Source organism: Candidatus Nomurabacteria bacterium (assembly GCA_023898645.1).
In the GTDB taxonomy this organism is placed as follows: Bacteria; Patescibacteriota; Saccharimonadia; order Saccharimonadales; family Saccharimonadaceae; genus UBA2112.
Genome location: CP060232.1, coordinates 123,245 through 146,903, shown reverse-complemented (window position 1 = coordinate 146,903; position 23,659 = coordinate 123,245). Strand labels below are relative to the sequence as shown.

Sequence of the window (23,659 nt, the reverse complement as noted above, 5' to 3'; positions counted from 1 at the left end):
CAGAATTAATCGTTATCACTCTGTATAAAATTGATTTGCAAAATTGACGTTGCATATACGTCACTTTCGTTGTATGATACTGCTGTTTAGTTCTTTGAGTCTTAGGAGTGAAAAAAGTGGCATATCCGTTAAATTTGTATGGCACGGACCGGTATGCACCGATTGAATGGACGTCTGACAGCATAATCGTGGAAAAAATTCTGACGTTTTGCGAATACGAAGTCGCAAGTATACGTCGCAAGATGCGCGAGAGCCATTCTGCGCTTGTCCAGATGGACCTTGAGGCCCGCTTGGCAATCCTGGAACGTATCTACGGTAATCTGCGAAACGTAAACCGCCTGGCGTACCCAGCGGAAATTTCGTTCCAAACCGTAGCATCAGATTTGACGAAAAATTTCGGCTATTCTGATGGTGCACAGGCCAAGAAAGCCAGTTATTTGGCGGCACTTGAGCATGAATGGACGCGACTACGCGACCACTTCAAAAAGCACTTCATCAAACCAAGACTCGATTGGTAAAAGCCAGTCGATAAATACAGACCCCACAGCGTTAGCTTGGGGTCTTTTACTTTCGTTCACGAATTTTAGTCGTCTTTCTTTTTTTCTTTTGCTCTTTTCAGAGCCTCACTAGCTAACGCATGTCCACGATGGCTGCGTTCAACTTCTTCGGGCGTTAACGGCGGAAGAGTCGAATCTACACCGTGTTGGCTATCGAAAAATTGCCTATCCTGCTCGCGTTTCACGATCCGTTCAGCCTTTTTGCCGCCCAAGCCCTGGGCATGCAACGCCTTTGCCTGGTCGAGCGTCATCTCTTCCGACGGTGGTAGGTCGTACCCTAAATCCTCTCGTATGGGATTTGGCTTTTCTTTGTCCATAAATATATTATAGCATAACTATTATGAATACTCAAGCCGTGTCGGGGTCGTCGGGTGTATTATCCAGTCCCAACTGAGCTAATATTTCAGCTGTGGTTTTCGTACCCCTTGCAGGGTGACGACTCATGGCTTCTTTTAATTCCTTATCTTCATCAGGAAACGGTATGATTACGGCTTCTGGCTCGTCTTCTGATGGTGGTGGCGATGTCTCTTTGTCCATACTTACTATTATAAACTTTCACCTCGGTAACATAAAGAGCCGCGGAACGCATATAACGTCCCGCGGCTCATTTGGCACCTGTTTGTTTGAATCGAGTTTACCATTTATTACGCTCATGCTGCAATACCTTTTCCACAAGATATACGCAGATTACAACAACAAACCGCCCCTGTTGAAAGGGGCGGTTCTGGAAGTATACCAAAAGGTATTATTTTTTCTTTGAGATGGTTAGGAAACCGTTACGTGGGTTTTCCTTGACAACGCGATCTTCTGGAAGATCAGTTGGTTCACCTTTTTCGTTCTTCTCTACCTTAGCGAAGAAGAAGATAGTCTGTGGTTTGCCGCCGCGCAAGGTAACAGTAGTCTTGTGCAGGTAGTAGGTCACGCCCTTTGAGTTAGTGTGTTTGTAAGCCATTGGTCTTATACCTCCTTTAGTGCTATACAGAGGCTAGATTACCGTGTCAGGCGTCCCATGTCAACACCTACGGTCCCCTGTTACGCATTTTTAGCATAGCTTTTAGGATTGCTAGTGTAATCCAACGGGTAAAAATAATTAATACGATAAACAGGCAAAATAGCATCGAAAAGCCGGCGAAATCTGGCGACCACAGAGGTGAAATGAAACTATAGCGATAGGCGTCCGCCTTGGGTAGCTTCACGTCCGACGACGGGCTATCTGCTGGTCCGAATTGCGACAAGTAATTAACAGTGCACTGCAAGTAAGCGTATGAATAATGAGTAAATTTTGGCGCGCAGACATCCTGAGCCTTTTTGTAAATATTACCGTTAGGACTGTCGCCGCTTGCAGAATCTATGGCCTGCTGCGTGTCGCGGCGGTATTGACCTTCCAGGTAGATCGAGCCCATGTCAGAATTCATGTGTGCAGTCACGTAACGCTGCAGGTCGTACAGTCTACCTTTGATGGCATTCTGGTCACCAGTTTTGTCAGCCTGCAGCACAGCGCTTCTCCGCTGCTCCATCCCGATATTGTTTAATCGTAGAAATGTCGCTGTAACAAAACCCGCAAGCATCAACAAAATAAGCAGCTGCCACGTCTTAAGATGCTGCAACTGTCTGATACTGTGTCGAACTTTTCGTTTGTCTGCCACGTTGTCCCACCGTCTATATTGGATAAATTATAGCATGATTCGCTTGGCGCTCACGCTTATATCACGCTATACTAGACTTGTATGAATATATACTTTTGCGGCATCGGCGGCGTCGGACTTGGTCCGCTTGCTGAAATCGCACTCGATGCCGGCTATCAAGTCAAAGGATCAGACCAGGCTGAGAGTCTGATGTCCACGCACCTTCACGAGCGCGGCGTAATGATCAACTACAAACAAGACGGCTCGTTCCTTCGTGAGGCACATGCGATCCAACCGATTACCTGGCTCGTTTACTCATCTGGTATACCTGACAGCAACCCTGAGTTAATGGCGGCAAGGGAGCTTGGTATCAAAATAACCAAGCGCGACCAGCTGCTGTCATATATCATAAAAGACAAAGACCTTAAGCTAATTGCCGTCGCAGGTACACACGGCAAGACAACAACCACAGCCATGGCTGTCTGGACATTCAAACATCTCAACATTCCTGTTAGCTATTCTGTCGGCACCACGCTATCATTCGGACCGAGCGGTCATTACGAACCCGGCAGTCAGTATTTCATATACGAATGCGACGAGTTCGATCGCAACTTCCTGCATTTCCGCCCTTATTTGTCGCTCATAACTTCGCTCGATTACGACCACCCGGACACGTATCCGACAAGCGAATCATATCGCGCAGCTTTTCAGGAGTTCGTCGTCCAGAGCGATTTCACGATTTTGTGGCAAGATGACGCCAAAAAACTAGGTCAGCCACAAAACACTTGGGCACTCAGTGACAGCAACATAGCAAACGTCACGCTTGCCGGCAAACACAATCGGCAAAATGCCAGTTTAGTCGTTAAAGCCATAGAGAGACTCGGTATAGATGGCGACGCGACAGGCGCGCTCAATAACTTCCCCGGAACGGACCGACGATTTGAGCAGATATTGCCGAATCTTTACAGCGACTACGGACATCACCCGACTGAAATTAAAGCAACAATACAGATGGCTCGAGAACTCAACGACGATGTTGTACTCGTGTATCAGCCCCATCAAAACATGCGACAATACTCGCTTGTCGATCAGTACACTGATTGCTTCGAAGGCACTAGTGAAGTTTATTGGTTGCCAACTTACCTGACACGCGAAGACAAAGACCAGCCCGTCCTGACTCCAGCAGAACTCGCAGTAAACGTCACTAACAGACACGCCCTGCATCAAGCGGAACTTAACGACAATTTATGGTGGTACATACAGGAACTGCGCGACCGTGGTGCGCTAGTTCTTTGCATGGGTGCCGGCTCGATTGACGAATGGCTGCGTGAAAAAGTTAAAAATACCGATCGTAAAACCTAGCGATTGTCACCGCTGCCATGTGTTTTTCCACGAGCCTTTCGGCTCAATACTTTTTCCAGATTTTTCGATGCCGTCTCTTCGAGTGAGCTTCCAAGCAATACTGATACCGCATTAACATACCACAGGATATCGCCAAGCTCCTTGAGCAGCTCTTGTCTATCCTCTTCGGAAATCTCACCACCCTTGTCGCGAACAAGTTTTTTGAATTTTTCTGCCACTTCACCGCTTTCTCCGACCAAGCCAAGTACCTGCGCCATGAGATCGGGCGTAATACTCCCGTAAGCGTGATTCGACGTCAGCGTTGAAATCGCCTTTTCTCCATATTCTTTCATGTTTTCATTCTACAGGACTTTAAAGTCGAACTACACAGACTGTTCGAACTCTTCAAAATAAAACGGGTCGCGGAAAAATGTCCGAGCGATAACGTCAGTAATACCTGGCGCAAGATCCATAGTATGCAATTTATGCGGACGCGCCCAAATGGTCTGTTCGGTAGTTTTTATGTCATCGCGGTTAAACGTAAAGACATGGGCTAATGTAACTATCGTGGCGCCATCTCCATAGCGTACACGGATATAGCAATCGCCAGCATGACTCATGTCTTGATTATGAACGTTCAACTTCTCGGCAGCCTCACGTTTTGCGGCAGCTTCCAGTGACGCATCTTCGATGTGGAGTTTACCATGTGGCAACGACCACTGGTCGATATATGGCTGCTTACTTCGACGCTGCAAAAGTACGTCGCCGTCACTGTTTTGGATGACGAGCATCGTCACGATTTTGGGCTGTTGGCGCGCAAAAAGCTTTTCGGCATTAAGCCGGTCTATGTACACAAGGCCGGCAGTGTCGAGCGTATAGCCGCCGTCAGTCTTTTTGACCAAACCAGCTTTTAACAATTGACCAAGGTGGTAGCTATAGAGATTGGTGTCGGTACGAGGTGGCCGCATGTCGCGAAAACGCGCCATCTTTTGGTGCATTAAAATACTCAAGATATTTTTTTGAATGTGATGTTTTACTACTGTTATATCAACCATATTTGAGTCAAATTATACTTACTAGATACTTTGATGATATCACGATACGCTGATAATGTGATCGCTAAATTGCACAGAAAGGAACCTGGATTGCCAAGGTACGAAAAACCCGCTAAAAAACCCGGCTATCATCTCATGGAAATACCAAAAGGGGTCATTGGAGAATCAAGCAAGCTTCTCGAGGAAGTACTCGAGCTGCAAGACGCCGAAAGGCAAGACGCGAAAATCATGGCGCTTGTCGAACTGTCCGATCTGATTGGCGCTATAGCGCTTTATCTGGAAAAACATCACCCATCAAACAGTATCGAAGATCTTATAACAATGTCGCGAATTACGAGGAGGGCTTTTGAAAATGGTAGGCGTTAGTTATACCGAACCACGACATATCGATTATCGAAAATTAACCACTGGTCTCGATTACTATGAAAACCTCGGATACCACTACATGGAAGTGCCGTGGGCCGTGAGCCACGAATCATTAGCCGTCACCCTGCCCGTTGGTGCAATCGGAACATCGGTTCAATACGGGGAGCTCGTGGGCAGTGGAGAGCAAAGTTTTATTGAATTAATGCGTCGTGGCGCAATCATAGCCAAGGCCTGCTGTATAACACCGTGCTTTCGCATAGAAAAATCATACGACAGACTCCATCACCCATACTTCATGAAATTGGAACTAATTAATACCGATGCAACACAGGAAAATTTAAAAGAAATGATTCGCGACGCTAGGGAGTTTTTAAAAAAATTCATCGTTACGGAAGTCGAAGAAACCGGACCAAATACGTACGATATCGTTGATAGATACCGGCGTATCGAGCTCGGCTCATACGGATTTCGCGCTTACGGAAATACCACGTTTATCTATGGCACAGGTATCGCCCTGCCCAGGCTCGACACGGTGATGCAACACCAATAAATAATTTCTCTCGTCTTCTAACGTCGACTAATCAACAGCAAATGACGAGGACAGAAGGGGTGAGCCCGCCGCCTCGTAGTACATCACTTTTTCTTGAATGTTATTTCAACGTAACATTCACGTGTGTTAAACCGTCGACGCTTCTTGATGTTGATTTTAAGCATTGTCGGCTCAAAACCCCACGCCTTAAGCTCGTCGTGTACTGACCATTTATTGACGACACCTGTATTTGCACTCTCGATATAGCGATTGGGAATCGGGACTATCAGCTTTTGCTTAGCAAGATATTTTGCCATGCTAATCCGTTTGTCGATCCGGTCACCCTGCATCAGATTGAAATTGATGTCACTTGCAACCCGAGCAACCTCGCTTTTCAGCACAGCAAGACTGCCGTCGTTCTGAGCTTGTATTGCTTTTTTTACAAAAGCGTTATAGCCGTTGCCCGTACTGTCGTGCGCATGATGAAACAACGCGCCATCCGAAATGATTTGCGTCACGTAACTCACCTCTTCTGTCAAAAAACACTGCATTATCTACCGCCAAATTAGCGATGACTGATTCGCAGTGGTATAAGTTAAATATTAGCGGTCGGTTTGTGCAAGCATGGGCTGTTTGGCATGTACAAAATTCGTTGAGAGCCCTTCATTTAGCCATCGCCGCTCATATGTGGTCAGGATTTTATAATCCTCAGATAAATTCGATTCGTGCAAATCAAATGACAATTCTTCGATGCGCCACTTTTCGGCTACTATTTGTTCCAAACTCCACCGGAAAAACTCTGGGTTGTCATGCTTTAAAAAGAACGCACCGTCTGAACGTAGCACTTCAGCATAAATCCTTAAAAAGCGCGGGTGCGTCATACGACGACCAGCCGCGCGCTTTTTCGGAAACGGATCAGGAAACGTTAGCCATAGCGAGCCTACCGAGTGCTTTGGTGCTAACTCGCCCAATTGGTCGGCACGGGCACGAATAAAGCGAATATTCGTTAGATTGCGAGCTTCAGCCTCGCGCGCGCCTTTTTGCAGACGATCGGCTTTTACGTCAACGGCAACAAACTGCTTTTCTGGATGCTTGGTCGCCATTTCAACGCTAAATAGACCCGTGCCAGCTCCTAACTCTATAGCGTCAACAGCTTGCGACTTCCAATCTTCAAATTCATAACAAAGTGACGAGTTCGCAAACAACGCGAACTTATATTTTTTGCGACGCCGCTTAATGACGAACGTATCGGGATCGATTCTCATGCCTACTCACCCGCCGACGGCTCATCAATACCCAACACCTGATCATCGAGTGTATTCGCATTGTAAACGTCGTTGTCAGTCACAGGCTGAACTTGCTTATCATAGAGCTTCAAAAACTGATCAATCGTGTCACGACTAACTGAACCGCTAGACGGAAACGTCTGGAACGAATCAAACTGGTCAATTTCGTTTCGAACAGACTTAAAACCTGGCCGACTTGCATCTAACAAGTTAGATCCACTCGACACATAGAGTCCCAAACCGAGCATCACCAATACCCCGGCAATTATTAAACTTCCAAAAATAAACACTACAAGTTCTTGCCGATACCATGCTTTTGGTGCTACTTCGTCCGTTGATACAGTCGGCTCGTTCATGGTCGGCCCTCCGTAGGTGAAGACAGGTTTTTTGCTTCAAATGCTCGCACTTCGCTCCGATATTGACTGATTTCGCTCGTCAGCTTGACGACGATGTCGTGAACCTTTTGCCTGGCTGCACGAGCCGCCGCCACACTGTCATAAAAGCCAACTGGCTGCTTCATGCAGTCTGTATTAATCGCAGTCGTCATAGCATTATCATAGCTTCGGTATGCATTGCGAAATTGTCCAACGCTATCATTGTAGTCGCTGGCCGTCTTTACGAGCTGACTTGCATCGTATCTGTTTAACGACAAGCGACTGTTCAGCGTTGCCATCATCTTGTCGCCTATCGAAAAATACGTCTGATTACGATTAATGTAAACAGGTGCGTCATTGGCGTGAATCTGACTCAGCGACGCACGCGCTGTCTGGCAGTTCATTTTGATCTTCGCGATGTGCGAATCTGTCATGGTTGTTGTAGATTGAGCAAACACAGGCACAATACCCACTAAGGTGATGGCGACTACCCCTGTGATAAGGCTCAAGGCTTTCAATTTCATTGTCCTCTATTATCCCTTATGATCACTACGCGGTCAAATGAATCTGATTGCCGTTTCTCACCACCAGTCCGTCGTGAGTTAAACCGTCAAGCGCCAGCTCAAAACGTCCATCGTCACCAACAATTCGCCGTAGCCGATCAAACGTAAGGTCTCTTGTGATAAGTTCCGCTATAATGCGTCCGCGAACTTCACGTACGCTACCTTTTAGTGGCGACTGCTTTTTATAATGACGGCTTCGTTCTGGCGTAACGCCTTGTTTTTTTAAATAACTTCCATAGTCCATCAGTGCCCAATAGAATTCGCGTGGACGTTCTTGATCGATCGTCTGAACCAAAAGCTCGTGAATGTCCTTATCGTCGACTAGCTCGCTATTACTGAAAAAATGATGTATGTAAACCGCACGAACATTAGTCTCTATGAAAATCGCTGGCTGATTATATGCATACGCCATAACCGCACCTGCCGTGTTTTTTCCGACGCCAGGCAAAGCCACCAGACCCGCTTCGTCTGTAGGAAAACTACCAAGCTCAACGATTCTCTTTGCCGATTCATGCAGAAATTTCGCACGGCGATTATAGCCAAGCCCCTGCCAAAGTCGAAGCACGTTAGCCAGTGGCGAAATGGCCAAAGTTTGCTCGTCGGGAAACTCTGCTATAAAATTTTCAAATTTAGGAATCACGCGATCAACCTGTGTCTGTTGTAGCATCAGTTCGCTCACCAACACATAATACGGTCGTGTGTCGCGCCGCCAAGGCATATCACGATATCGCTCCTCGCCCTGCTGGCGGATAAACCTCTGAAATTCGTCATGATTCATAAATACCAGTATACTTGTATTATGACTACTTATACTCTTGCAGGCGGTTGCTTCTGGTGTCTGGACGCCGTCTATCGTCGGATTAAAGGTGTAGAAAACGTCGTCAGTGGCTATACTGGCGGCGATTTACCTACGCCAACTTACGACCAAGTATCGCTTGGCTCAACCGGTCACGCTGAATCAGTAGAGGTGACGTTCGATGAGTCCATCGTCCCGGGTGACGTCATACTCGATTTGTTTTTTTTGATTCACGACCCTACGACACTCAATCAACAAGGCAACGACATCGGCACACAATATCGTTCAGCTATGTTTTACGCTGATGATTCACAAAAAGAAGCATTTAAATCGGCAATAGAGCGTGCCAAAAAGCACTGGAACAATCCGATTGTTACAGAAGTCAAACCATTGAACATGTTTTACCCCGCCGAAAACTACCACCAGGATTATTTCAACAATAATCCCGGCAATGGCTACTGCTCGATTGTTATCGAACCGAAGATTGTAAAAGCACGAAATGCATACAAGCAGTATTTCAAAGAGGAGGAGCATGCCTAATGAAAATTACCAAATTCGGACACGCTTGTTTTGTCGTAGAAAATGACAATAAATCATTAATCGTTGATCCCGGCGAATATAGTTCAGATCTTGTGATTCCTGACAATGTTATCGGTATCGTCATTACACATGAACACGCCGATCACATGACTGCGGCGCACTTGCAACAAATATTCGACAAGAACCCCGAAACTATCGTCATGGCCCACCCAGATGTCGCGGCCAAACTTACTGAGTTCAAAACCAAAATAGTAAACGCAGGCGACAAACTTACAATGGATAACTTTACTCTCGAATTCGTTGGCGGCAAACACGCGATTATTGCCGAAAGCTGGCCAACGTTTGCAAATCTTGGCGTCATGATTAATGAACGACTATATTACCCAGGCGATTCATTCACTGTTCCGAACAAGCCCGTCGAAATACTTGCCCTACCCGTAGCCGCGCCGTGGCTAAAAATTAGCGAAACATTCGAGTTCCTACAGACCGTTAAGCCGCAACGAGCCTTTCCGACCCACGATGCAATCTTGTCCGACATCGGCAAGGCTATGGTTGACCGTATGGTTTCAATGATTGCTAAAAATATTGACACCACATACGAGCGTATCGACACTAAGCCTCTTGAAGCATAACCGGTTCGTCGGCCAAATGAATAACCAGTCAAGCTGGTTTATAAAGAATTATATAGAACCGAGAGGAAGAGTTGAGGTCCCCGTAATGACAGATTTGCCATTACGGGGACTTGTCGTCAGCTAGAGACACTTGATTCCTTGCTTTCGAGCGGAACAACACGAATCTCTTTGATGCCCAGATCGTGTTGTTTTGATGGACCGTCGGAACGGTACACCGCCCATGACACAATCTCTCTGGTGCTCCATTTGTCGATTGCATCGTGAAGGAAAATCAGCTTTCGAAGTCGCTCGCAATAGCCAACTGCTGTGTATCTGTCACCATGATACGGCTTGCCGTTCGTTAAAACGACGCGTGCCGGCACGACGACATATTGCTGCAGGTCACCATGAAGCGGAAGACGTTCGAAGATTCGAGGGTCGCCCCTCTTACCCGTGCGGGTGACGACACAAATCGTCGTTTCGTCATCAACTGCAAACTCAACGGTTTGATTTGCTTTGAGGTCTACGATCTGGTCGTCAATCACCACGGTTTCATACGTCTTGTTACTCGTCCCTGATTGAAGATCACGGTCCAGAGTCGACTGACTCATGTTACTCACATCCTCTCGGTTCTTCCAACGCAGTGTTGCGTCTGGATTGTCGCCTATTTTAATACTTGTCGTGGTTTTTGTCAATCCTAACGCAAGAGCGCCCAATTACTTGGACGCTCTTATCCAGTATGTATCGGTTTATCGTAAGTGTTCTTTGGCGTCCTTTTGTATGGTCGACGCAGTCTTCTTTGCTTCTTCAGCTACACGACGAGCTCGAGTGCGAGCCTCACCACCTAACTCGGCAGCCTCTGCGGCTATACGCTCTGCAGTAGCTTTGGCACTACGACCAAATTCAACAGCTTCTTTACTAGCGCTGTCTGCACCATGTTTAAGCGTATCTTTGCTCTCATCAGCAGCATCTTTCAGCATGTCTGCCTTTTGAGCGGCCTTTTTCTTTGCCTCGTCGGCCTTCTTTTTCAAGTCTGCTCGCGTTTCTTTACCGCTTTTTGGTGCAAGCAAAATACCAGCTGCAAAACCAGCAATCGACGCAATAGTTAGTTTAAATAGTTTTGACATATCGTACCTCCTTAGAGTTAATCGCGATTAAATAAATCCAATACCGTACTGAATAATTTGCCTGGCGTAAACCACGCCGAAGCCTCTGCAACATTTTTGCTGACACTTTCAACGTGCTTGATGATTCGATTAACTCGAAACAGCAACAATGTTACGACACCGAGAAACACGACTACGATTACCGACAGCAATATAACGGCCGTGGTCAGAAGAATGATGATAGCTGTACTGTCAGTCATACTTCTATTATAGCGTTTATTAGACTTCTATTGTGTTGTTAACTAAACATCATACGTTGTTAGTATAACAACTACTCGTTTTCATTCACCGATATGGACAACTCTTGAAGTTGCGCAGCGTCAACCACACTTGGTGAGTCCATCATGGCATCTACGCCCGAGCCATTCTTTGGAAATGCCACTACTTCGCGTATGTTTTCTTCACCCATAAGCACCATAAAGATACGGTCGATACCGAACGCGCAACCTGCGTGCGGCGGCGCACCGTATTTAAACGCGTTGATCATCGCACCAAAACGATCATCGACATGACCTTTTTCATAACCGACAGCAGCAAATGCTTCATACATAACATCGGGTGCATAGTTACGCACGGCACCGGAGCAAATTTCGTAGCCGTTCATGACCATGTCGTACTGATCGGCAAGAATTGATTCTTTGTCGTCGCCGCGGATAGCTTCTAGTCCGCCCTTTGGCATACTAAACGGATTGTGACCAAAGTCTAACTTGCCCGTTTTTTCATCACGCTCATAAAACGGAAAATCAACAATCCATGCAAGTGCTACTTTATTTGGATCCTTCAGGCCAAAATGATCAGCGAATTCGCTACGCAAACGACCAAGTACTTTGTTAACTGTCTTGCGAGTATCGGCACCAAAGAACACGGCATCGCCGTCGTCAGCACCGGTCCGATCCTTGATAGCAGCCAATTCATCTCCAGTCAAAAACTTCGCGATTGGCGATTTTGCTTCGCCGTTTTCGTATGTAATATACGCCAAACCGCCAGCACCTTCAGACTTGGCAATTTCGGTAAAACCATCGATTTGCGAACGGCTTAGCTGTGCTCCACCCTTAACGCAAATCGCCTTGACCACCTCGGCATTCTTAAATACGCCAAACTCGGTATTCGCTAACGCGTCGTTTAGCTCAACAAGCTTCATATCAAAACGCAGGTCTGGCTTGTCTGAGCCATACGTCTCGATTGAGTCCTGGTACGACAGACGCTTCACGGTGCCGTCTGGTTCAGCATTTACAAATTCCTTTTTAGCAAAATCCGTCACTAGTCGCGTAATGAGCGGTTCCATAGTCGATCGTACTCCGTTGCCATCTTCTACAAATGCCATTTCAAGATCGAGCTGATAAAAATCTCCGTACAAACGATCCGCTCGTGGATCTTCGTCGCGGAAACATGTCGCAATTTGGTAGTAGCGAGACACGCCGCCGACCATCAGTAATTGCTTAAATTGCTGTGGAGCCTGCGGTAGAGCGTAAAATTTACCAGGATGCACTCGTGATGGTACCAGAAAATCACGGGCACCTTCCGGGCTAGAGTTTGCTAGAATCGGCGTTGTTACTTCCGTAAAATCGTTTTCATCCATATACGAACGAAGGGCCTTGTAATATTCCGCGCGCTCTTTCAGAAGATTCTGCATCTTTGGCCTTCGCAAGTCCAAGAAGCGATACTTCAGTCGCAATTCCTCACCAGACTGCTGACCGTCGTCATGCACATTGACAGGTAGCGGTTCTGATTTATTCAACAGCCGTAACTCATTTACCACAATCTCGATTCCGCCGGTGGAAATATGGGGATTCTTCAGACTATCGTCGCGTTCCTTTACGATGCCACGCGCCGTAACAACGTACTCGTCGCGAATGGTTTCGGCCAGAGAAAATGCCTCTGAACTTTCAGGATTTATGACTAGCTGAACAATGCCAGTATGGTCACGAAGATCAACAAAAATAAGCCCGCCGTGATCGCGGCGACTATTAACCCAACCGCTTACTTCTATGTTTTCTCCAATTTTTCCTGTCGTATCAGTAGATAGTGTTCGTGTCATATCTTGTTATTTTAACATTTTAGAGCCTATCTAAGAACTCTTATGTCACCGAAACTGTATATTTTCGAGTTGGGAATAGCCTGAAGCGACAAGAGGTAGCCGTAGCTACCTCGCGAAACTACAGGCTGTTATCCGACCGAAAATACACGGTTTATAGGTAGAATACTGAGTTCTTTGACAGGCTCTAGCCTCTGTTTTTGCCAAGTAACGAACCTGCGATGTCCGCGAGAGTCACCAATCCGGCCGTCCGTCCGCCCTCATCTACCACGATCAGCATGTGCCGATGGCTCTTTTGCAGCAACGCCATAGCTGCAGGTAGCGGTTCGTCAAACTCAATTCTCAGTACATCAGATGACATGGTCTGTTCAGCAGTTTCCGATCGTTTTGTAGCGCTTACTTCCAGAAGGTCAGTAATATCAAGTATGCCTATAATGTTGTCGATTGACCCGCGAAACACCGGGAATCGATTGTGCCCGCTACGATGCAAATCATCGAGCACAAGCGGACCAAGCAGTTCATTGTACTTAACGCTCATAATGTCTTTTACCGAAACCATGATTGATCCGACTGCCGTCGTATGCCAATTGACGCCCCGCCGAACCATATCGCGCTGATCATCTGTCAGGACGTGCCCTGAACTATCTACTAATTGGAGTAGGTGCTCAACCGACTCTAGCCTCTGGTCATGCGGCACGTACTTGTCGACGCGAAATAGCTGACCTAGTAGCGGCACCTTTTCAACAAACATTAGCAATTGCGGCTCCAGTAGCGCGTAAAGCTTCATAGCCAATGAATGCAATAGCTGCAATCTCGCAGCAGCACCGGCTACTAACCATGCACCAACAACGACTACAATGCCCATCACCTGCCACATGGCCATACCTAGTAGTAGCAGACAAACAAGAAGCAGCCCCACAGTCACTCGTCTTAGAGCCATGACGTCGCCTAGTAGTCGTTCGCGCCGTATCGTCGATTTATCACCCCGTCGGTTGAGTTCCGACCAACTATGTCGCGTACGCTGTGGCCGAATAGAAAGCACCACCAGCATCAAGACCAGCACGATGAACCATAATATTAGCGAAAGCGTTGTCATACGTTAACTATACTATATAATGGAGAGAGTTAATCGGCCCTGAGCCAGTGGAGGAATCTCGTGAGTAAAAAAACTTGGATCATATTTACTGTCATTTGCGTTGCGGTCCTAGGTGGGCTTATTTTTGTATCGCAAAAAGACAAAATCAACGTCGACAAGATCGACCAAAACAAAATACAGTCTGCGAGCGCGTCGAATGGCAATATCGCCGATCACGTACTCGACAAAAAAGACGGCAAAGTCCTTCTCGTCGAATACGGCGACTTCGAATGCCCATACTGTGGACAGGCCTTCCCGCAAGTAAAATCAGTTACTTCTGAGTACGCATCGAAGATCACCTTCGTGTTCCGCAACTACCCGCTTGCGACTATGCACCCGAATGCTAGGGCGGCAGCCGCAGCGGCCGAAGCAGCCGGACTTCAGGGCAAGTACTGGGAAATGCACGATAAATTATATGAGACTCAAAATGACTGGTCGAGCGCTTCCATTGACAAGCGAACCGGCTTTTTCGTCAACTATGCCAAACAGCTCGGCATAGCAAACATCGACAAATTCAAATCAGACATGGGCGCAAACAACGTCAACAAGAAAATCACTTTTGACATGGCACTCGGCAACAAAGCAAAGGTATCCGGTACACCAACATTTGTCTTAAACGGCACCACCGTTTCCGACAAGGTCGCTTCAAGTATCATAAATGGTAACGGTAGCGAACTAAAGAAGGCTATCGACGAAGCTCTCAAGTAACCGTTCTCGTATCAAATGAAAACCGCTCCGGTGCCTTGGAGCGGTTTTTATTCTACTTTAGCCCTCGTCTCTCAGCAGTCTTTGCTTAGAGCAGCCATGCCTGGCATGGCCTTCAGGGGATGGAAATCATCTGTCGAATTCACTTCGATAGATGATTGGAAGGGTATGCCCTTCCTTTTTAATGAGCGATATACAGTTGCCATTCGGCAGGCACCACATCCACTGCTATCTGCTTGCGCCGACTGGCGACAAACTTGATGGCTATTGGCATGAGGTTTATTTACTCCCTTACTTTCTAACACACTTATCTTCGCGCCACTCTCGACCTTTAATTACTATTGTTCGTTTTTGGCGCGAAACACATAGACAATCTTAGCAGTTGGAGGCTTTCGTGTCAATACAATTAACAGGGGTCATGCTTATGGCTACGCAATCAATCTGTTTAAAGCGCAAGCGTTAATTTCAATTTAAAAACCTCCCCATTTTGCACGGAGAGGTTTTTAAGCTATTCATTTGTTCTACTACGCAACGCCTGGTGCTTGATCGGGAGAAGCTGCCTTGAGTTCCTTTTCCTTTATCATAAATACTAGGATTGTGGCGACGAACATTAACAATGCCGATACCAAGAATAGCCGGCGCAAACTGTCACTAAAGGCAGTTATGATCTTGTCGCTATACGCTGCCTGCTCTTTTTTAAAGTTCTCTGTCGCCTGTTGCTTAACTGGTGCTGGCAAGTTTGGTTGACTATTTATTCCCGCGTTAAAGCCGTCTGTAATCTTGTTTTTCAGATCAGGCATATTAAGTGTCAGAAGTGTATTAGAGTCATTAAAGTTACCAATCTTACTTGCCTCTGGATTCTTCTTGAGAGCCTGAAGGTAAGCGTCATCCTGAATACCAATAAGGCTGTTCGTTAATCCTGCGGTCAGTAATGCGCCAAAGATCGCAATTCCGATTGTTGATCCAAGACTACGGAACAATTGACTAGAGCTTGTCGCGACACCAAGGTCGTGTTGCTCAAATTCGTTTTGAACCGCAAGGCTCATGACTGGCATCACAACACCAAGTCCGGCACCCAGCAGAAGCATCAGGAACCCTTCGTAGACATACTTGGTATCTGGCGTCAGTGTTGTCAACATAGCCACCATCACCGTTGCTAATACGATACCGGCCTGCATAAATATCTTGTATTTACCAGTTCGTGATATAAGCTGACCCGACGTGATAGCCGTAATCATAAGTCCAACTACCATTGGCAACAACATCAAACCAGATTGTGTTGCCGAAGCGCCAAATACCTGCTGATTAAACTGTGTAAGGTACAGGATCGATCCCAAGAATCCTGCGCCAAACAATGTAGCGATACCCATAATTAACACGTAATTACGATTACGGAAGAATCGAAGCGGAAGAATCGGCTCTTTCGCTCGTCGCTCAACCATCACAAATGCAGCTACAGAAACGGCAACGATAGAGTACATGATTACACGCAGACTAACGAGAGTTAGGCTCGTATTGTCCAGCAGACCCTTAAATATCTGATCCGTGTTATCAACTGCAAGTACTAATGTACCCAAGGCAATAGTCAACAGGGCCGCTCCGGCATAATCAACGACTGGCTTCTTGTCGCGCTTCAATGGCGGACAAAAGATTGCGATAATGGCGAACGCCGCAATACCTATCGGTACATTTATCCACAGTGTCCAGCGCCAGTTAGTCGTCAGACCAAGTATATTGTGCGGATCAGTTAACCAACCTCCAAGCAGCGGCCCTACAAGTGACGACAAACCAAATACCGCGCCAATCATACCCTGCCATCGGCCACGCTCGCGAGCTGCAAACAAGTCGCCGATGATAGTAAAGGCATTCGCAGTAATGATACCGCCGCCGATACCCTGGAACGCTCGCCACACAACGAGCTGCTCGACACTACCTGCCATACCTGACATTAGCGACCCGGTGGCAAATACAGCCACACCTATTAGCAGCACAGTCCGACGACCGAACAAGTCAGACATTTTACCAGCGATCGGAACCGTTATGGTCGTTGTCAGTAGATATGCCGTCACGATCCAACTAAGTGAATCAAACGCGTTAAATTCTTCGACGATCTTGCCAAGCGCCGTCGAAATGATTGTTTGGTCTAGCGCTACCAAAAACATGCTGGCCATGACAGACAGCATAATGATCACTTTTGTGCGCAGCTCTAAATGATGGTGCATACGTTCTCCACTTTACCGTTTTGTTATTTTTCTTTACGTCCGTACTTCTTGTACTCGCGGAAACCCTCTACCTGTTGCGACATTTGGTCGACGATGTTTTCCAACATTTCCTCTTTCAGGAAAACGACGCCACCCGCACCGGCACTCACGACATAAAGTCGGTCACCTGGTCGCAAATTCAACTCTTCGCGAGCCTCAGCTGGTATGACGACTTGGCCTTTACTGCCAATTGTTGCCGTGCCATATAGTTTCTTGTTGCTTGGGTGCATAAAGAGTCTTGCCTTTCCAAGCAAGATTAGCAAAAGTATGAAAAGTATGTCAAGTATGAATTGAATTTTATCAGCCGAAACGTCCGGTCACATACTCCTTTGTACGGTAATCTTTGGGTTTTTCGAAAAGTTTTTTAGTAGGCGCAATTTCTATAAGTTCACCGTCTAACATAAACGCCGTCCGATCTGCTACCCTCACTGCCTGCTGTAAATTGTGCGTCACCAACACAACCGTGAAACGATTTTTGAGCTTCATGATTAATTCTTCGACACGCCGCGTTGACACTGGGTCAAGCGCCGAACATGGCTCATCCATCAGCAGCACTTCTGGCTCAAGTGCAATTGCGCGAGCAATACACAAACGTTGCTGTTGACCGCCAGACAAGCCAGATGCTGGGCGGTTCAATTTATGCTTAACCTCTTCCCACAAACCAGCGTCTTTTAATGCTCGCTCTGCCCGATTACGTAGATCTTCTGAATTACCGCCAGACAAGCGCGGCCCAGCCATAACATTCTCGATAATCGACATTGTCGGAAACGGGTTCGGCTTTTGAAAAACCATGCCGACCGTCCGTCGCACCGCAACCGGATCAATCCTATCGTCGTAAATATCTTGACCGTCAAGTAGAACCCTGCCTTTTACGAACGTACCGGGAATCTCCTCGTGCATCCTATTCAGACAACGTACAAGCGTCGACTTGCCGCAACCCGAAGGCCCGATTAACGCAGTAATCTGATTTGGCAAAAAGTCGACCGACACACTCTTAACAGCCTCCGCATTACCATAGTAAGCCTGAAGATTATGAACACCCATCGCCAAACCCTTTACTTGATTCGTACTTTTTTTCGTCATCATAAACGTATCCTCCTGGCGCTAAGGCGCGCAATTATCGTTACGAGTAAAATCAATAATATAAGCGTCAACGCCCCACCCCACGCTCTAGTCACGAGTGCGCTACTTGGTTGACGTACATCGTTAAATATCTGTAGCGGCAATGCATTCATTTGCTGGTCTAGAGCAAACGTCGTCACCTGTGCGCCAAGTACGGTAAATAATAGCGGAGCTGTTTCGCCAGCCGCTCGCGCGATTGCCAATAAGCCGCCTGTCATCATGCCAGGCAATGCAGATGGCAACACGACATATCCAATAACTTTCCAACGTGGTGCACCAAGTGCCAGCGCCGCCTCGCGAAGCGTATCTGGCACCATCGCCAGACTTACCTCACCCGCTCGCGTTACGATGGGCAGCATGAGCAGACTGAGTGCAACGGCACCTTTCCATGCGGCAAAGCCAGCAGCCATGCCGCCAACAACAAAAACCGTATAGATAAATAGACCAAAAACAATCGACGGCACACCAGTCATAACGTCGATGCAATATCGGACAGCAACAGCCATCCGTGACTGACGTCCAATTTCATTCAAATATACAGCTAACGCAATGCCAATTGGCACGGAAACCAACATCGCCAGCCCAACGATTTCAAGTGTACCCACTATCGCACTGCGGATACCTCCTTGGTCGCCAAAAAACGCACCGGTCGGATCAGTCGTAAAAAATTCCAGATTCAACGCTGGCAATCCACGCGCAAGAACGTATGCCAACACCAAAACAAGCGGCGTAAGTGCTACTATCAAACCAGTCATGAGCACACCGTGCAGAATCCGACTTGTCCAACGTCGCCTAGCCGACACAACTCCTAGTACGCTCATGCCACCACCCTGTCTGCTATGGAGCCACTGTGTTTTTGTGTACGTTGCAACACCACGGCTCGCGCAACGCCATTTATAACGAGCGTCATGACAAACAATATCAGCCCAGCAGCAATCAATGCTGACGCGTGTATGGTGCCTACACCCGCCTCGCCAAATTCATTAGCAATCACAGCAGCCAAAGTATATCCCTGAGAAAACAGACTGCCTCCTATGACTGCAGCGTTGCCGATGACTAAGGTGACGGCGATTGTTTCACCAATCGCACGGCCCAATCCAAGCATCGAAGCACTGACAATACCAGGCCTTGCATGCGGCAGTACGGCTAGCTGAATCATCTCCCATCGAGTGGCGCCAAGTGCCAGAGCGGCTTCCTTTTCTGCTAACGGCACTGTCGCTAATACCTCACGTGAAATCGCAGATACAATTGGTACGATCATAATCGCGAGTATCAAACCTGCAACGAAATAATTCGGACCAATGACCGTTCCGCCTATAAACGGCACGTAGTGGAATGTTGCCGCCACCCATTCTTCTGCCGGCTTTAACGTGGGAATCAAAATAAAAACTCCCCATAAACCGTAAATAACCGACGGAATGGCAGCCAGCAAGTCGAGTAGCAGCGCCAGCACGCCTCGCATCCGCACCGGAGCTAACTCGGTGATAAAGAGTGCTGCCGCAACTGCAACAGGAACGCCTATAACTAGCGCAATAGCCGACGTAATTACCGTTCCGACAACAAGTGGCAGGGCGCCGAACACCGCGTGTGCTACATCCCAGTTATTTTCAAAGACGAACCCTACGACACTCATCTTGGCAAACACGGGCAATGACGCGGCTATCAACTGGACAAAAAAATAACCGATTACAACCAAGATGGCCACAGCCACAAATTGCAAAGCACGGCGAATTAACATATCGCCGCTCCAAACCCGTGTCGCATATGCGACACGGGTTCGAAGTTCGACAAACACTGACTCGGTAACCGGCACGTTCTGCTACCTTGCCTGAATCGCAGAACCGTTGCATGTCATACTATCAACCTTTGCTTGAGCTTTTTTTAGCAAGCTTGGTGCTAGTGGCGCGTACTCTAACTTTTTCATACTTACCTGGCCTTCGCCCAGTATGTAACCCAGCCAGCCTTTCAAAGCCCCAGCCTCGTTCGCGTTTTTAACAGCTCCAGCCTTGCAGACATCCTGATACGTAACGATGAATGTTGGAGATGCAATCGGATACGCACCTTCAGCCGGTGAATCAATCGAAGTGAATCGTAAATCTTCGGGTAGATTCGGTAAGTTATCGCCAGCTTTCGACGTAGTATCGAGCGACGGAGCAACATATTCGCCCATTTTATTTTTGACCGAAGCAACGGTGAAATTATTTTGCAATGCGTATGCCAGTTCGACGTAACCAAGCGCTCCAACTGTTTGGCTCGTCGTAGCGGCAACGCCGTCATTACCTTTCGAACCAGTACCTGCCGGCCACTTGACTGTTTTGTCGCTACCAATCTGTGAGCTCCAATCAGAACTCTCGTCAGCGAGGAATGTAGTAAGTTGTGCCGTAGTACCTGATGAATCTGAACGATATACTGGCGATATTGCCATGTCAGGTAGAGATACGCCTGGATTTAACGTAGTTATCGCAGAATCGTTCCACTTAGTAATCTTACCCATGTATATGTCGGCAACTGTCGAGCCATCGAGTTTCAGACCACTTTTCACGCCCGGCAAGTTATAAGACACGGTAATTGCACCAAACGATACTGGTATATTAAGCGGGTCACCGTGTACTTTTGCTTGACTCACTTCTGAATCTTTCAGAGCAACATCAGTGCCACCGAAATTCACCGTGTTCGCGATAAATTGCGCTACACCAGCACCAGAACCGACCGACTGATAGTTGATAGTAACGTTTTTCTTGTCTTTGTATTCCTTGCCTAGCTGGCCATAAACCGGAGCGGCAAACGTAGAACCAGCGCCCGTTACGGTTACTGCCGTGTTGCTCTTGTTTGTGTCTGTGTCTGATTTATTGTTCGTCAAAACTAGTAACCCAGCCGCTACTACGATTACCGCGATAACGCCAGAAATCATCCCCGTGTTTTTACTCATGCACCCTCCTATATATGAAAAATATATATTAAATGTAATTTATATATACAAATTATATCGCCGTCGTCTTGCTGTCAACGCTTTTTTATCTACCGCTGTAAAAATTACAAATAAGTAGCATTAATTAACAGTTTGATATATATATAAATTATGAAGAAACGAAAATTACAGGCAACTGGTGGAAGCAGCTTGACGCTAACACTACCTAAATCCTGGGTAGACCGATGGGCGCTCCGTAGCAAAGACGAGGTGTTTGTTAACGAGACTAAAGGCGGATTAACCATACAGCCGGCATCAAGAACCAAGCGTGATTTGATTTATCGCTTCGATCTCGACGGCAAGAGCAGTAGTTGGATTGAACGAGAAATGATTGGTTCGTATATAGCCGGCGCCGACCGTATTGAGCTAGCCAGCAAACGTATTACTTCCGAACAAAATCAAATCATCAGACAGACAATTCGTTTATTTTTCGGGTTTGAAATCGTACGAGAAACATCTGACACTATCGTTGCTCGCACTCTGCTCAACGAAATGTCATTTTCGATTCCTGAAAACACAATTGGCGTCTTTCAGATGGTACGTAGCATGTTCGAGGACGCTTTAGTTGCTGCGCAAGACGGCGACAAAGAATTAGCGACCGACATCATACAACGCGACCACGAAGTTAACAAAATTGTCTATGCTATCAAACGTCACTTCCAACAAGTTCTCGGCGGCAAGATCGATAACGACGTTGCCAAAGCCGATTTTTATCGCAGCATCGCCGGACAAATCGAACGTATTGGCGACCACGCCGTCAAAATTGCCGAGCTAGCAGGAAACGACCGAACCGAGCCCGTACAGTTGTCTCATAGTTTTTCTTCCATCAAAAAAGGTGCGGAGCAATTACTGCAAGATACCGAAACGATGCTTCTCCACTTTGACATAGACAAAGCGCATGCAATCCTAGATAAAGATCATGAGCTTGAACAACTTATTTTCAGTTCAAAGAGAATGAAACAGTCATACGAAGGAGCCATCGTCGAAGACAGTCTTGATCGGCTACGAGGGTATGTCATGAATATTGCCGAACGCATGATTGACTACCTGGTAAGCGTTCGCCAAAATGATTAAAATCGTACATGTGTAAAAGACGCCCCTTAGAGCGTCTTTACTTTCAGCATTACTTTTCGTAATGGATATGATGACCGTTTTTGATGCCACTCTGCCACTTCGTATGTCATACCGTCATCGCTACGTCCAGCGCTCATCGGAGCCACTGCCAGGCGATCGGCAACCATCTTACTTAGCGTCCTGAGTGGAGATTTCCGTGCCATAAAATGGTGGATCTTATCATCGACAGTGTCATGGTCTGCATTTGCTCGCATCGCGTCTCCTTCTAAATTCTCCACTGACTCACGTCAGGCTACGTACTATCGTACATTTTCAGTGAATATGAAGCTGTAATTTATCTTACTCTTTTGCAACTGCAATATTCAGGAGCCGCTGAAAGTGGTAGTATAAGAGTGTGGAAAGTATAGCAGACCTTCTTCCAACCCAATCGACAAGACGTGCCGTAAAGAAACGTTCTATTTTGATTTATCAGGGCGAGGTTCCTAGGCAGGTCTATATCGTACTCTCTGGAGTCTTCAAAGTGTATCGCCTTGGTAACTTTGGCGAGGAACAAATCGCCGGTTTCCGAACCAAGGGTGATGTATTTCCTGCGTCGTGGCTATTCGGCAAAACCTCAAGCACGCTTTTTTACTATGAAGCCATGGAAGATTCCGAAGTACTCACTGTTGAAAAACCCGTGTTGCTCGACCTCATGGAAAAAAATCCCGAGGTAAAACAATACATGTTCGATTATTTCGCGACTGGTTATACGGGCCTGATTATGCAGGTGACCGCTTTAGAGCAGTCACGCGCTGCAGAAAAGCTACTTTTGATGATGTACTACCTAATGTTCCGTTATGGCAAGCAGACAGCGCCAGGCGTCTATCGCGTCAACCTACGGCTAACTCACACGACTCTCGGTAGCCTAATGGGGCTCACCCGAGAAACAACCACAGTAGAGCTGGGTCGTCTTAAACGCAAAAAGATTATTGATTATGACAGCAAGGGCTATACCATTAACCGCGCAGAACTAGAGCGCCGACTAGGCGATGAAAGCTTCCGCGGACTACGACTACAGAGTTAGTGAATGCATAAACAAAAACACCTTCGCGTACGAAAGGTGTTTTTATATCTAGCCAATGCTGTCTTTGACGATCTGAAGTAATTCCTTGGGTGACGCCCAAGCCTTGAGCACGTATCGCTCTGCGCCTAATCGGTATGCATCGTCAATTTCGTCTTGCATATCATAATTACTAAACACCACCACCTTTACTTTAGGGTGCTTATCCTTCAATTCGTACTTCTTCAAAAACTCGACTCCGTCCATAATTGGCATTCGAAGGTCTAGCAAAATCAAATCAGGTGATTTTTCAGACGTATATTTCAGTGCGTCTTTGCCATTATGCATAACGGTGACGTCGTACCCGGCTTGCGCCAATAGTACTCGGTAAATTTCCGCTAGTTCGGGTTCATCCTCTACAACTAAGATCGATCGTGTGTCATTTGTACTCGTCATTTATTTCTCCACTATATTCCAGTATACCGCATTCGTTACCTTCAATGATATAAAT

Annotated in this window: 33 protein-coding genes; 9 read left to right on the top strand and 24 right to left on the bottom strand. The window is 46.9% G+C overall.

Going from position 1 to position 23,659, the window contains the following annotated elements; genetic code table 11:
• Positions 1-116 precede the first annotated feature (116 nt).
• On the top strand, positions 117-518 hold the full coding sequence (locus H6797_00660; protein USN96701.1) for a hypothetical protein: 402 nt from the start codon (positions 117-119) through the stop codon (positions 516-518).
• A 65-nt stretch (positions 519-583) separates the two neighbouring features.
• Here H6797_00660 and H6797_00655 read toward each other — a convergent pair whose 3' ends face one another.
• The 4 genes from H6797_00655 to H6797_00640 form a co-directional block, all read right to left on the bottom strand.
• Entirely contained in the window at positions 584-874 is a 291-nt protein-coding gene (locus H6797_00655) for a hypothetical protein (protein USN96700.1), read from the bottom strand.
• A 31-nt stretch (positions 875-905) separates the two neighbouring features.
• Positions 906-1,094, bottom strand: coding sequence for a hypothetical protein (locus tag H6797_00650; GenBank protein USN96699.1), 189 nt, complete (start codon positions 1,092-1,094; stop codon positions 906-908).
• 208 nt (positions 1,095-1,302) lie between these two features.
• Positions 1,303-1,509, bottom strand: a complete 207-nt coding sequence (locus tag H6797_00645; protein USN96698.1) for a hypothetical protein — start codon at positions 1,507-1,509, stop codon at positions 1,303-1,305.
• Positions 1,510-1,576: 67 nt separating this feature from the next.
• Positions 1,577-2,203, bottom strand: coding sequence for a hypothetical protein (locus tag H6797_00640; protein USN96697.1), 627 nt, complete (start codon positions 2,201-2,203; stop codon positions 1,577-1,579).
• Between the two features lie 81 nt (positions 2,204-2,284).
• On the opposite strand from H6797_00640, the gene H6797_00635 reads away from it, so the two are divergent.
• Positions 2,285-3,544: a hypothetical protein gene (locus tag H6797_00635; GenBank protein USN96696.1), complete on the top strand. Its 1,260-nt coding sequence runs from the start codon at positions 2,285-2,287 to the stop codon at positions 3,542-3,544.
• Here the strand turns inward: H6797_00635 and H6797_00630 are convergent.
• Together H6797_00630 and H6797_00625 are read right to left on the bottom strand one after the other, a co-directional pair.
• Positions 3,541-3,876, bottom strand: coding sequence for a nucleoside triphosphate pyrophosphohydrolase family protein (locus H6797_00630; protein USN96695.1), 336 nt, complete (start codon positions 3,874-3,876; stop codon positions 3,541-3,543). The two genes, H6797_00635 and H6797_00630, sit on opposite strands and share 4 nt — an antisense overlap.
• 30 nt (positions 3,877-3,906) lie before the next feature.
• Complete coding sequence (locus tag H6797_00625) at positions 3,907-4,578, bottom strand: NUDIX domain-containing protein (GenBank protein ID USN96694.1); 672 nt, start codon at positions 4,576-4,578, stop codon at positions 3,907-3,909.
• 135 nt (positions 4,579-4,713) lie between these two features.
• Here H6797_00625 and H6797_00620 point away from each other — a divergent pair, with 135 nt between their 5' ends.
• Both H6797_00620 and H6797_00615 read left to right on the top strand, forming a co-directional pair.
• Positions 4,714-4,944, top strand: a complete 231-nt coding sequence (locus H6797_00620) for a hypothetical protein (GenBank protein ID USN96693.1) — start codon at positions 4,714-4,716, stop codon at positions 4,942-4,944.
• Positions 4,931-5,494, top strand: coding sequence for a hypothetical protein (locus tag H6797_00615; GenBank protein ID USN96692.1), 564 nt, complete (start codon positions 4,931-4,933; stop codon positions 5,492-5,494). Before H6797_00620 ends, H6797_00615 begins: the two co-directional genes overlap by 14 nt.
• Before the next feature lie 83 nt (positions 5,495-5,577).
• Here H6797_00615 and H6797_00610 read toward each other — a convergent pair whose 3' ends face one another.
• The 5 genes from H6797_00610 to H6797_00590 form a co-directional block, all read right to left on the bottom strand.
• Complete coding sequence (locus H6797_00610; GenBank protein ID USN96691.1) at positions 5,578-5,991, bottom strand: hypothetical protein; 414 nt, start codon at positions 5,989-5,991, stop codon at positions 5,578-5,580.
• An 84-nt stretch (positions 5,992-6,075) separates the two neighbouring features.
• Positions 6,076-6,738, bottom strand: coding sequence for a tRNA (guanosine(46)-N7)-methyltransferase TrmB (trmB, locus tag H6797_00605; protein ID USN96690.1), 663 nt, complete (start codon positions 6,736-6,738; stop codon positions 6,076-6,078).
• Between the two features lie 2 nt (positions 6,739-6,740).
• A complete protein-coding gene (locus H6797_00600; protein USN96689.1) occupies positions 6,741-7,115 on the bottom strand; it encodes a hypothetical protein in 375 nt (124 codons plus the stop codon).
• Positions 7,112-7,657: a hypothetical protein gene (locus tag H6797_00595; GenBank protein USN96688.1), complete on the bottom strand. Its 546-nt coding sequence runs from the start codon at positions 7,655-7,657 to the stop codon at positions 7,112-7,114. Before H6797_00595 ends, H6797_00600 begins: the two co-directional genes overlap by 4 nt.
• Before the next feature lie 25 nt (positions 7,658-7,682).
• Positions 7,683-8,474: an A/G-specific adenine glycosylase gene (locus H6797_00590; protein USN96687.1), complete on the bottom strand. Its 792-nt coding sequence runs from the start codon at positions 8,472-8,474 to the stop codon at positions 7,683-7,685.
• 21 nt (positions 8,475-8,495) lie between these two features.
• On the opposite strand from H6797_00590, the gene msrA reads away from it, so the two are divergent.
• Both msrA and H6797_00580 read left to right on the top strand, forming a co-directional pair.
• Positions 8,496-9,032 (top strand): peptide-methionine (S)-S-oxide reductase MsrA, encoded by a 537-nt coding sequence (gene msrA, locus H6797_00585; protein USN96686.1) that lies wholly within the window; start codon positions 8,496-8,498, stop codon positions 9,030-9,032.
• A complete protein-coding gene (locus H6797_00580) occupies positions 9,032-9,664 on the top strand; it encodes an MBL fold metallo-hydrolase (GenBank protein ID USN96685.1) in 633 nt (210 codons plus the stop codon). Before msrA ends, H6797_00580 begins: the two co-directional genes overlap by 1 nt.
• Positions 9,665-9,780: 116 nt before the next feature.
• On the opposite strand, the gene H6797_00575 is transcribed toward H6797_00580, so the two are convergent.
• The 5 genes from H6797_00575 to H6797_00555 all read right to left on the bottom strand — a co-directional run bounded on the left by H6797_00575 (position 9,781) and on the right by H6797_00555 (position 13,940).
• Positions 9,781-10,254: a hypothetical protein gene (locus tag H6797_00575; protein ID USN96684.1), complete on the bottom strand. Its 474-nt coding sequence runs from the start codon at positions 10,252-10,254 to the stop codon at positions 9,781-9,783.
• A gap of 138 nt (positions 10,255-10,392) precedes the next feature.
• Positions 10,393-10,770: a YtxH domain-containing protein gene (locus tag H6797_00570; GenBank protein ID USN96683.1), complete on the bottom strand. Its 378-nt coding sequence runs from the start codon at positions 10,768-10,770 to the stop codon at positions 10,393-10,395.
• Positions 10,771-10,787: 17 nt separating this feature from the next.
• The gene (locus tag H6797_00565; protein ID USN96682.1) at positions 10,788-11,009 is read right to left on the bottom strand and encodes a hypothetical protein; all 222 of its coding nucleotides are present in this window, start codon (positions 11,007-11,009) and stop codon (positions 10,788-10,790) included.
• A gap of 71 nt (positions 11,010-11,080) precedes the next feature.
• Positions 11,081-12,847, bottom strand: a complete 1,767-nt coding sequence (aspS, locus tag H6797_00560; GenBank protein USN96681.1) for an aspartate--tRNA ligase — start codon at positions 12,845-12,847, stop codon at positions 11,081-11,083.
• Between the two features lie 184 nt (positions 12,848-13,031).
• Positions 13,032-13,940, bottom strand: a complete 909-nt coding sequence (locus tag H6797_00555) for a CBS domain-containing protein (protein ID USN96680.1) — start codon at positions 13,938-13,940, stop codon at positions 13,032-13,034.
• A gap of 60 nt (positions 13,941-14,000) precedes the next feature.
• Between H6797_00555 and H6797_00550 the strand changes: the two genes are divergently transcribed.
• The gene (locus tag H6797_00550) at positions 14,001-14,687 is read left to right on the top strand and encodes a DsbA family protein (protein USN96679.1); all 687 of its coding nucleotides are present in this window, start codon (positions 14,001-14,003) and stop codon (positions 14,685-14,687) included.
• A 521-nt stretch (positions 14,688-15,208) separates the two neighbouring features.
• On the opposite strand, the gene H6797_00545 is transcribed toward H6797_00550, so the two are convergent.
• The 6 genes from H6797_00545 to pstS all read right to left on the bottom strand — a co-directional run bounded on the left by H6797_00545 (position 15,209) and on the right by pstS (position 20,996).
• Entirely contained in the window at positions 15,209-16,906 is a 1,698-nt protein-coding gene (locus H6797_00545) for an MFS transporter (GenBank protein USN96678.1), read from the bottom strand.
• A gap of 23 nt (positions 16,907-16,929) precedes the next feature.
• Positions 16,930-17,175, bottom strand: coding sequence for an AbrB/MazE/SpoVT family DNA-binding domain-containing protein (locus H6797_00540; GenBank protein ID USN96677.1), 246 nt, complete (start codon positions 17,173-17,175; stop codon positions 16,930-16,932).
• 70 nt (positions 17,176-17,245) lie between these two features.
• Complete coding sequence (gene pstB / locus H6797_00535) at positions 17,246-17,989, bottom strand: phosphate ABC transporter ATP-binding protein (protein ID USN97093.1); 744 nt, start codon at positions 17,987-17,989, stop codon at positions 17,246-17,248.
• A 38-nt stretch (positions 17,990-18,027) separates the two neighbouring features.
• Complete coding sequence (gene pstA, locus H6797_00530) at positions 18,028-18,888, bottom strand: phosphate ABC transporter permease PstA (protein USN96676.1); 861 nt, start codon at positions 18,886-18,888, stop codon at positions 18,028-18,030.
• A complete protein-coding gene (pstC, locus tag H6797_00525) occupies positions 18,885-19,805 on the bottom strand; it encodes a phosphate ABC transporter permease subunit PstC (protein ID USN96675.1) in 921 nt (306 codons plus the stop codon). The genes pstA and pstC overlap by 4 nt, the downstream gene beginning before the upstream one ends.
• A gap of 81 nt (positions 19,806-19,886) precedes the next feature.
• Positions 19,887-20,996: a phosphate ABC transporter substrate-binding protein PstS gene (gene pstS, locus H6797_00520; protein ID USN96674.1), complete on the bottom strand. Its 1,110-nt coding sequence runs from the start codon at positions 20,994-20,996 to the stop codon at positions 19,887-19,889.
• 150 nt (positions 20,997-21,146) lie between these two features.
• Here pstS and H6797_00515 point away from each other — a divergent pair, with 150 nt between their 5' ends.
• Entirely contained in the window at positions 21,147-22,109 is a 963-nt protein-coding gene (locus tag H6797_00515) for a phosphate uptake regulator PhoU (GenBank protein ID USN96673.1), read from the top strand.
• A 26-nt stretch (positions 22,110-22,135) separates the two neighbouring features.
• On the opposite strand, the gene H6797_00510 is transcribed toward H6797_00515, so the two are convergent.
• Positions 22,136-22,363: a hypothetical protein gene (locus H6797_00510; protein USN96672.1), complete on the bottom strand. Its 228-nt coding sequence runs from the start codon at positions 22,361-22,363 to the stop codon at positions 22,136-22,138.
• Between the two features lie 140 nt (positions 22,364-22,503).
• Between H6797_00510 and H6797_00505 the strand changes: the two genes are divergently transcribed.
• Positions 22,504-23,172, top strand: a complete 669-nt coding sequence (locus tag H6797_00505) for a Crp/Fnr family transcriptional regulator (protein ID USN96671.1) — start codon at positions 22,504-22,506, stop codon at positions 23,170-23,172.
• A gap of 48 nt (positions 23,173-23,220) precedes the next feature.
• Here the strand turns inward: H6797_00505 and H6797_00500 are convergent, their stop codons facing one another.
• Positions 23,221-23,604, bottom strand: a complete 384-nt coding sequence (locus H6797_00500) for a response regulator (GenBank protein ID USN96670.1) — start codon at positions 23,602-23,604, stop codon at positions 23,221-23,223.
• Positions 23,605-23,659 lie beyond the last annotated feature (55 nt).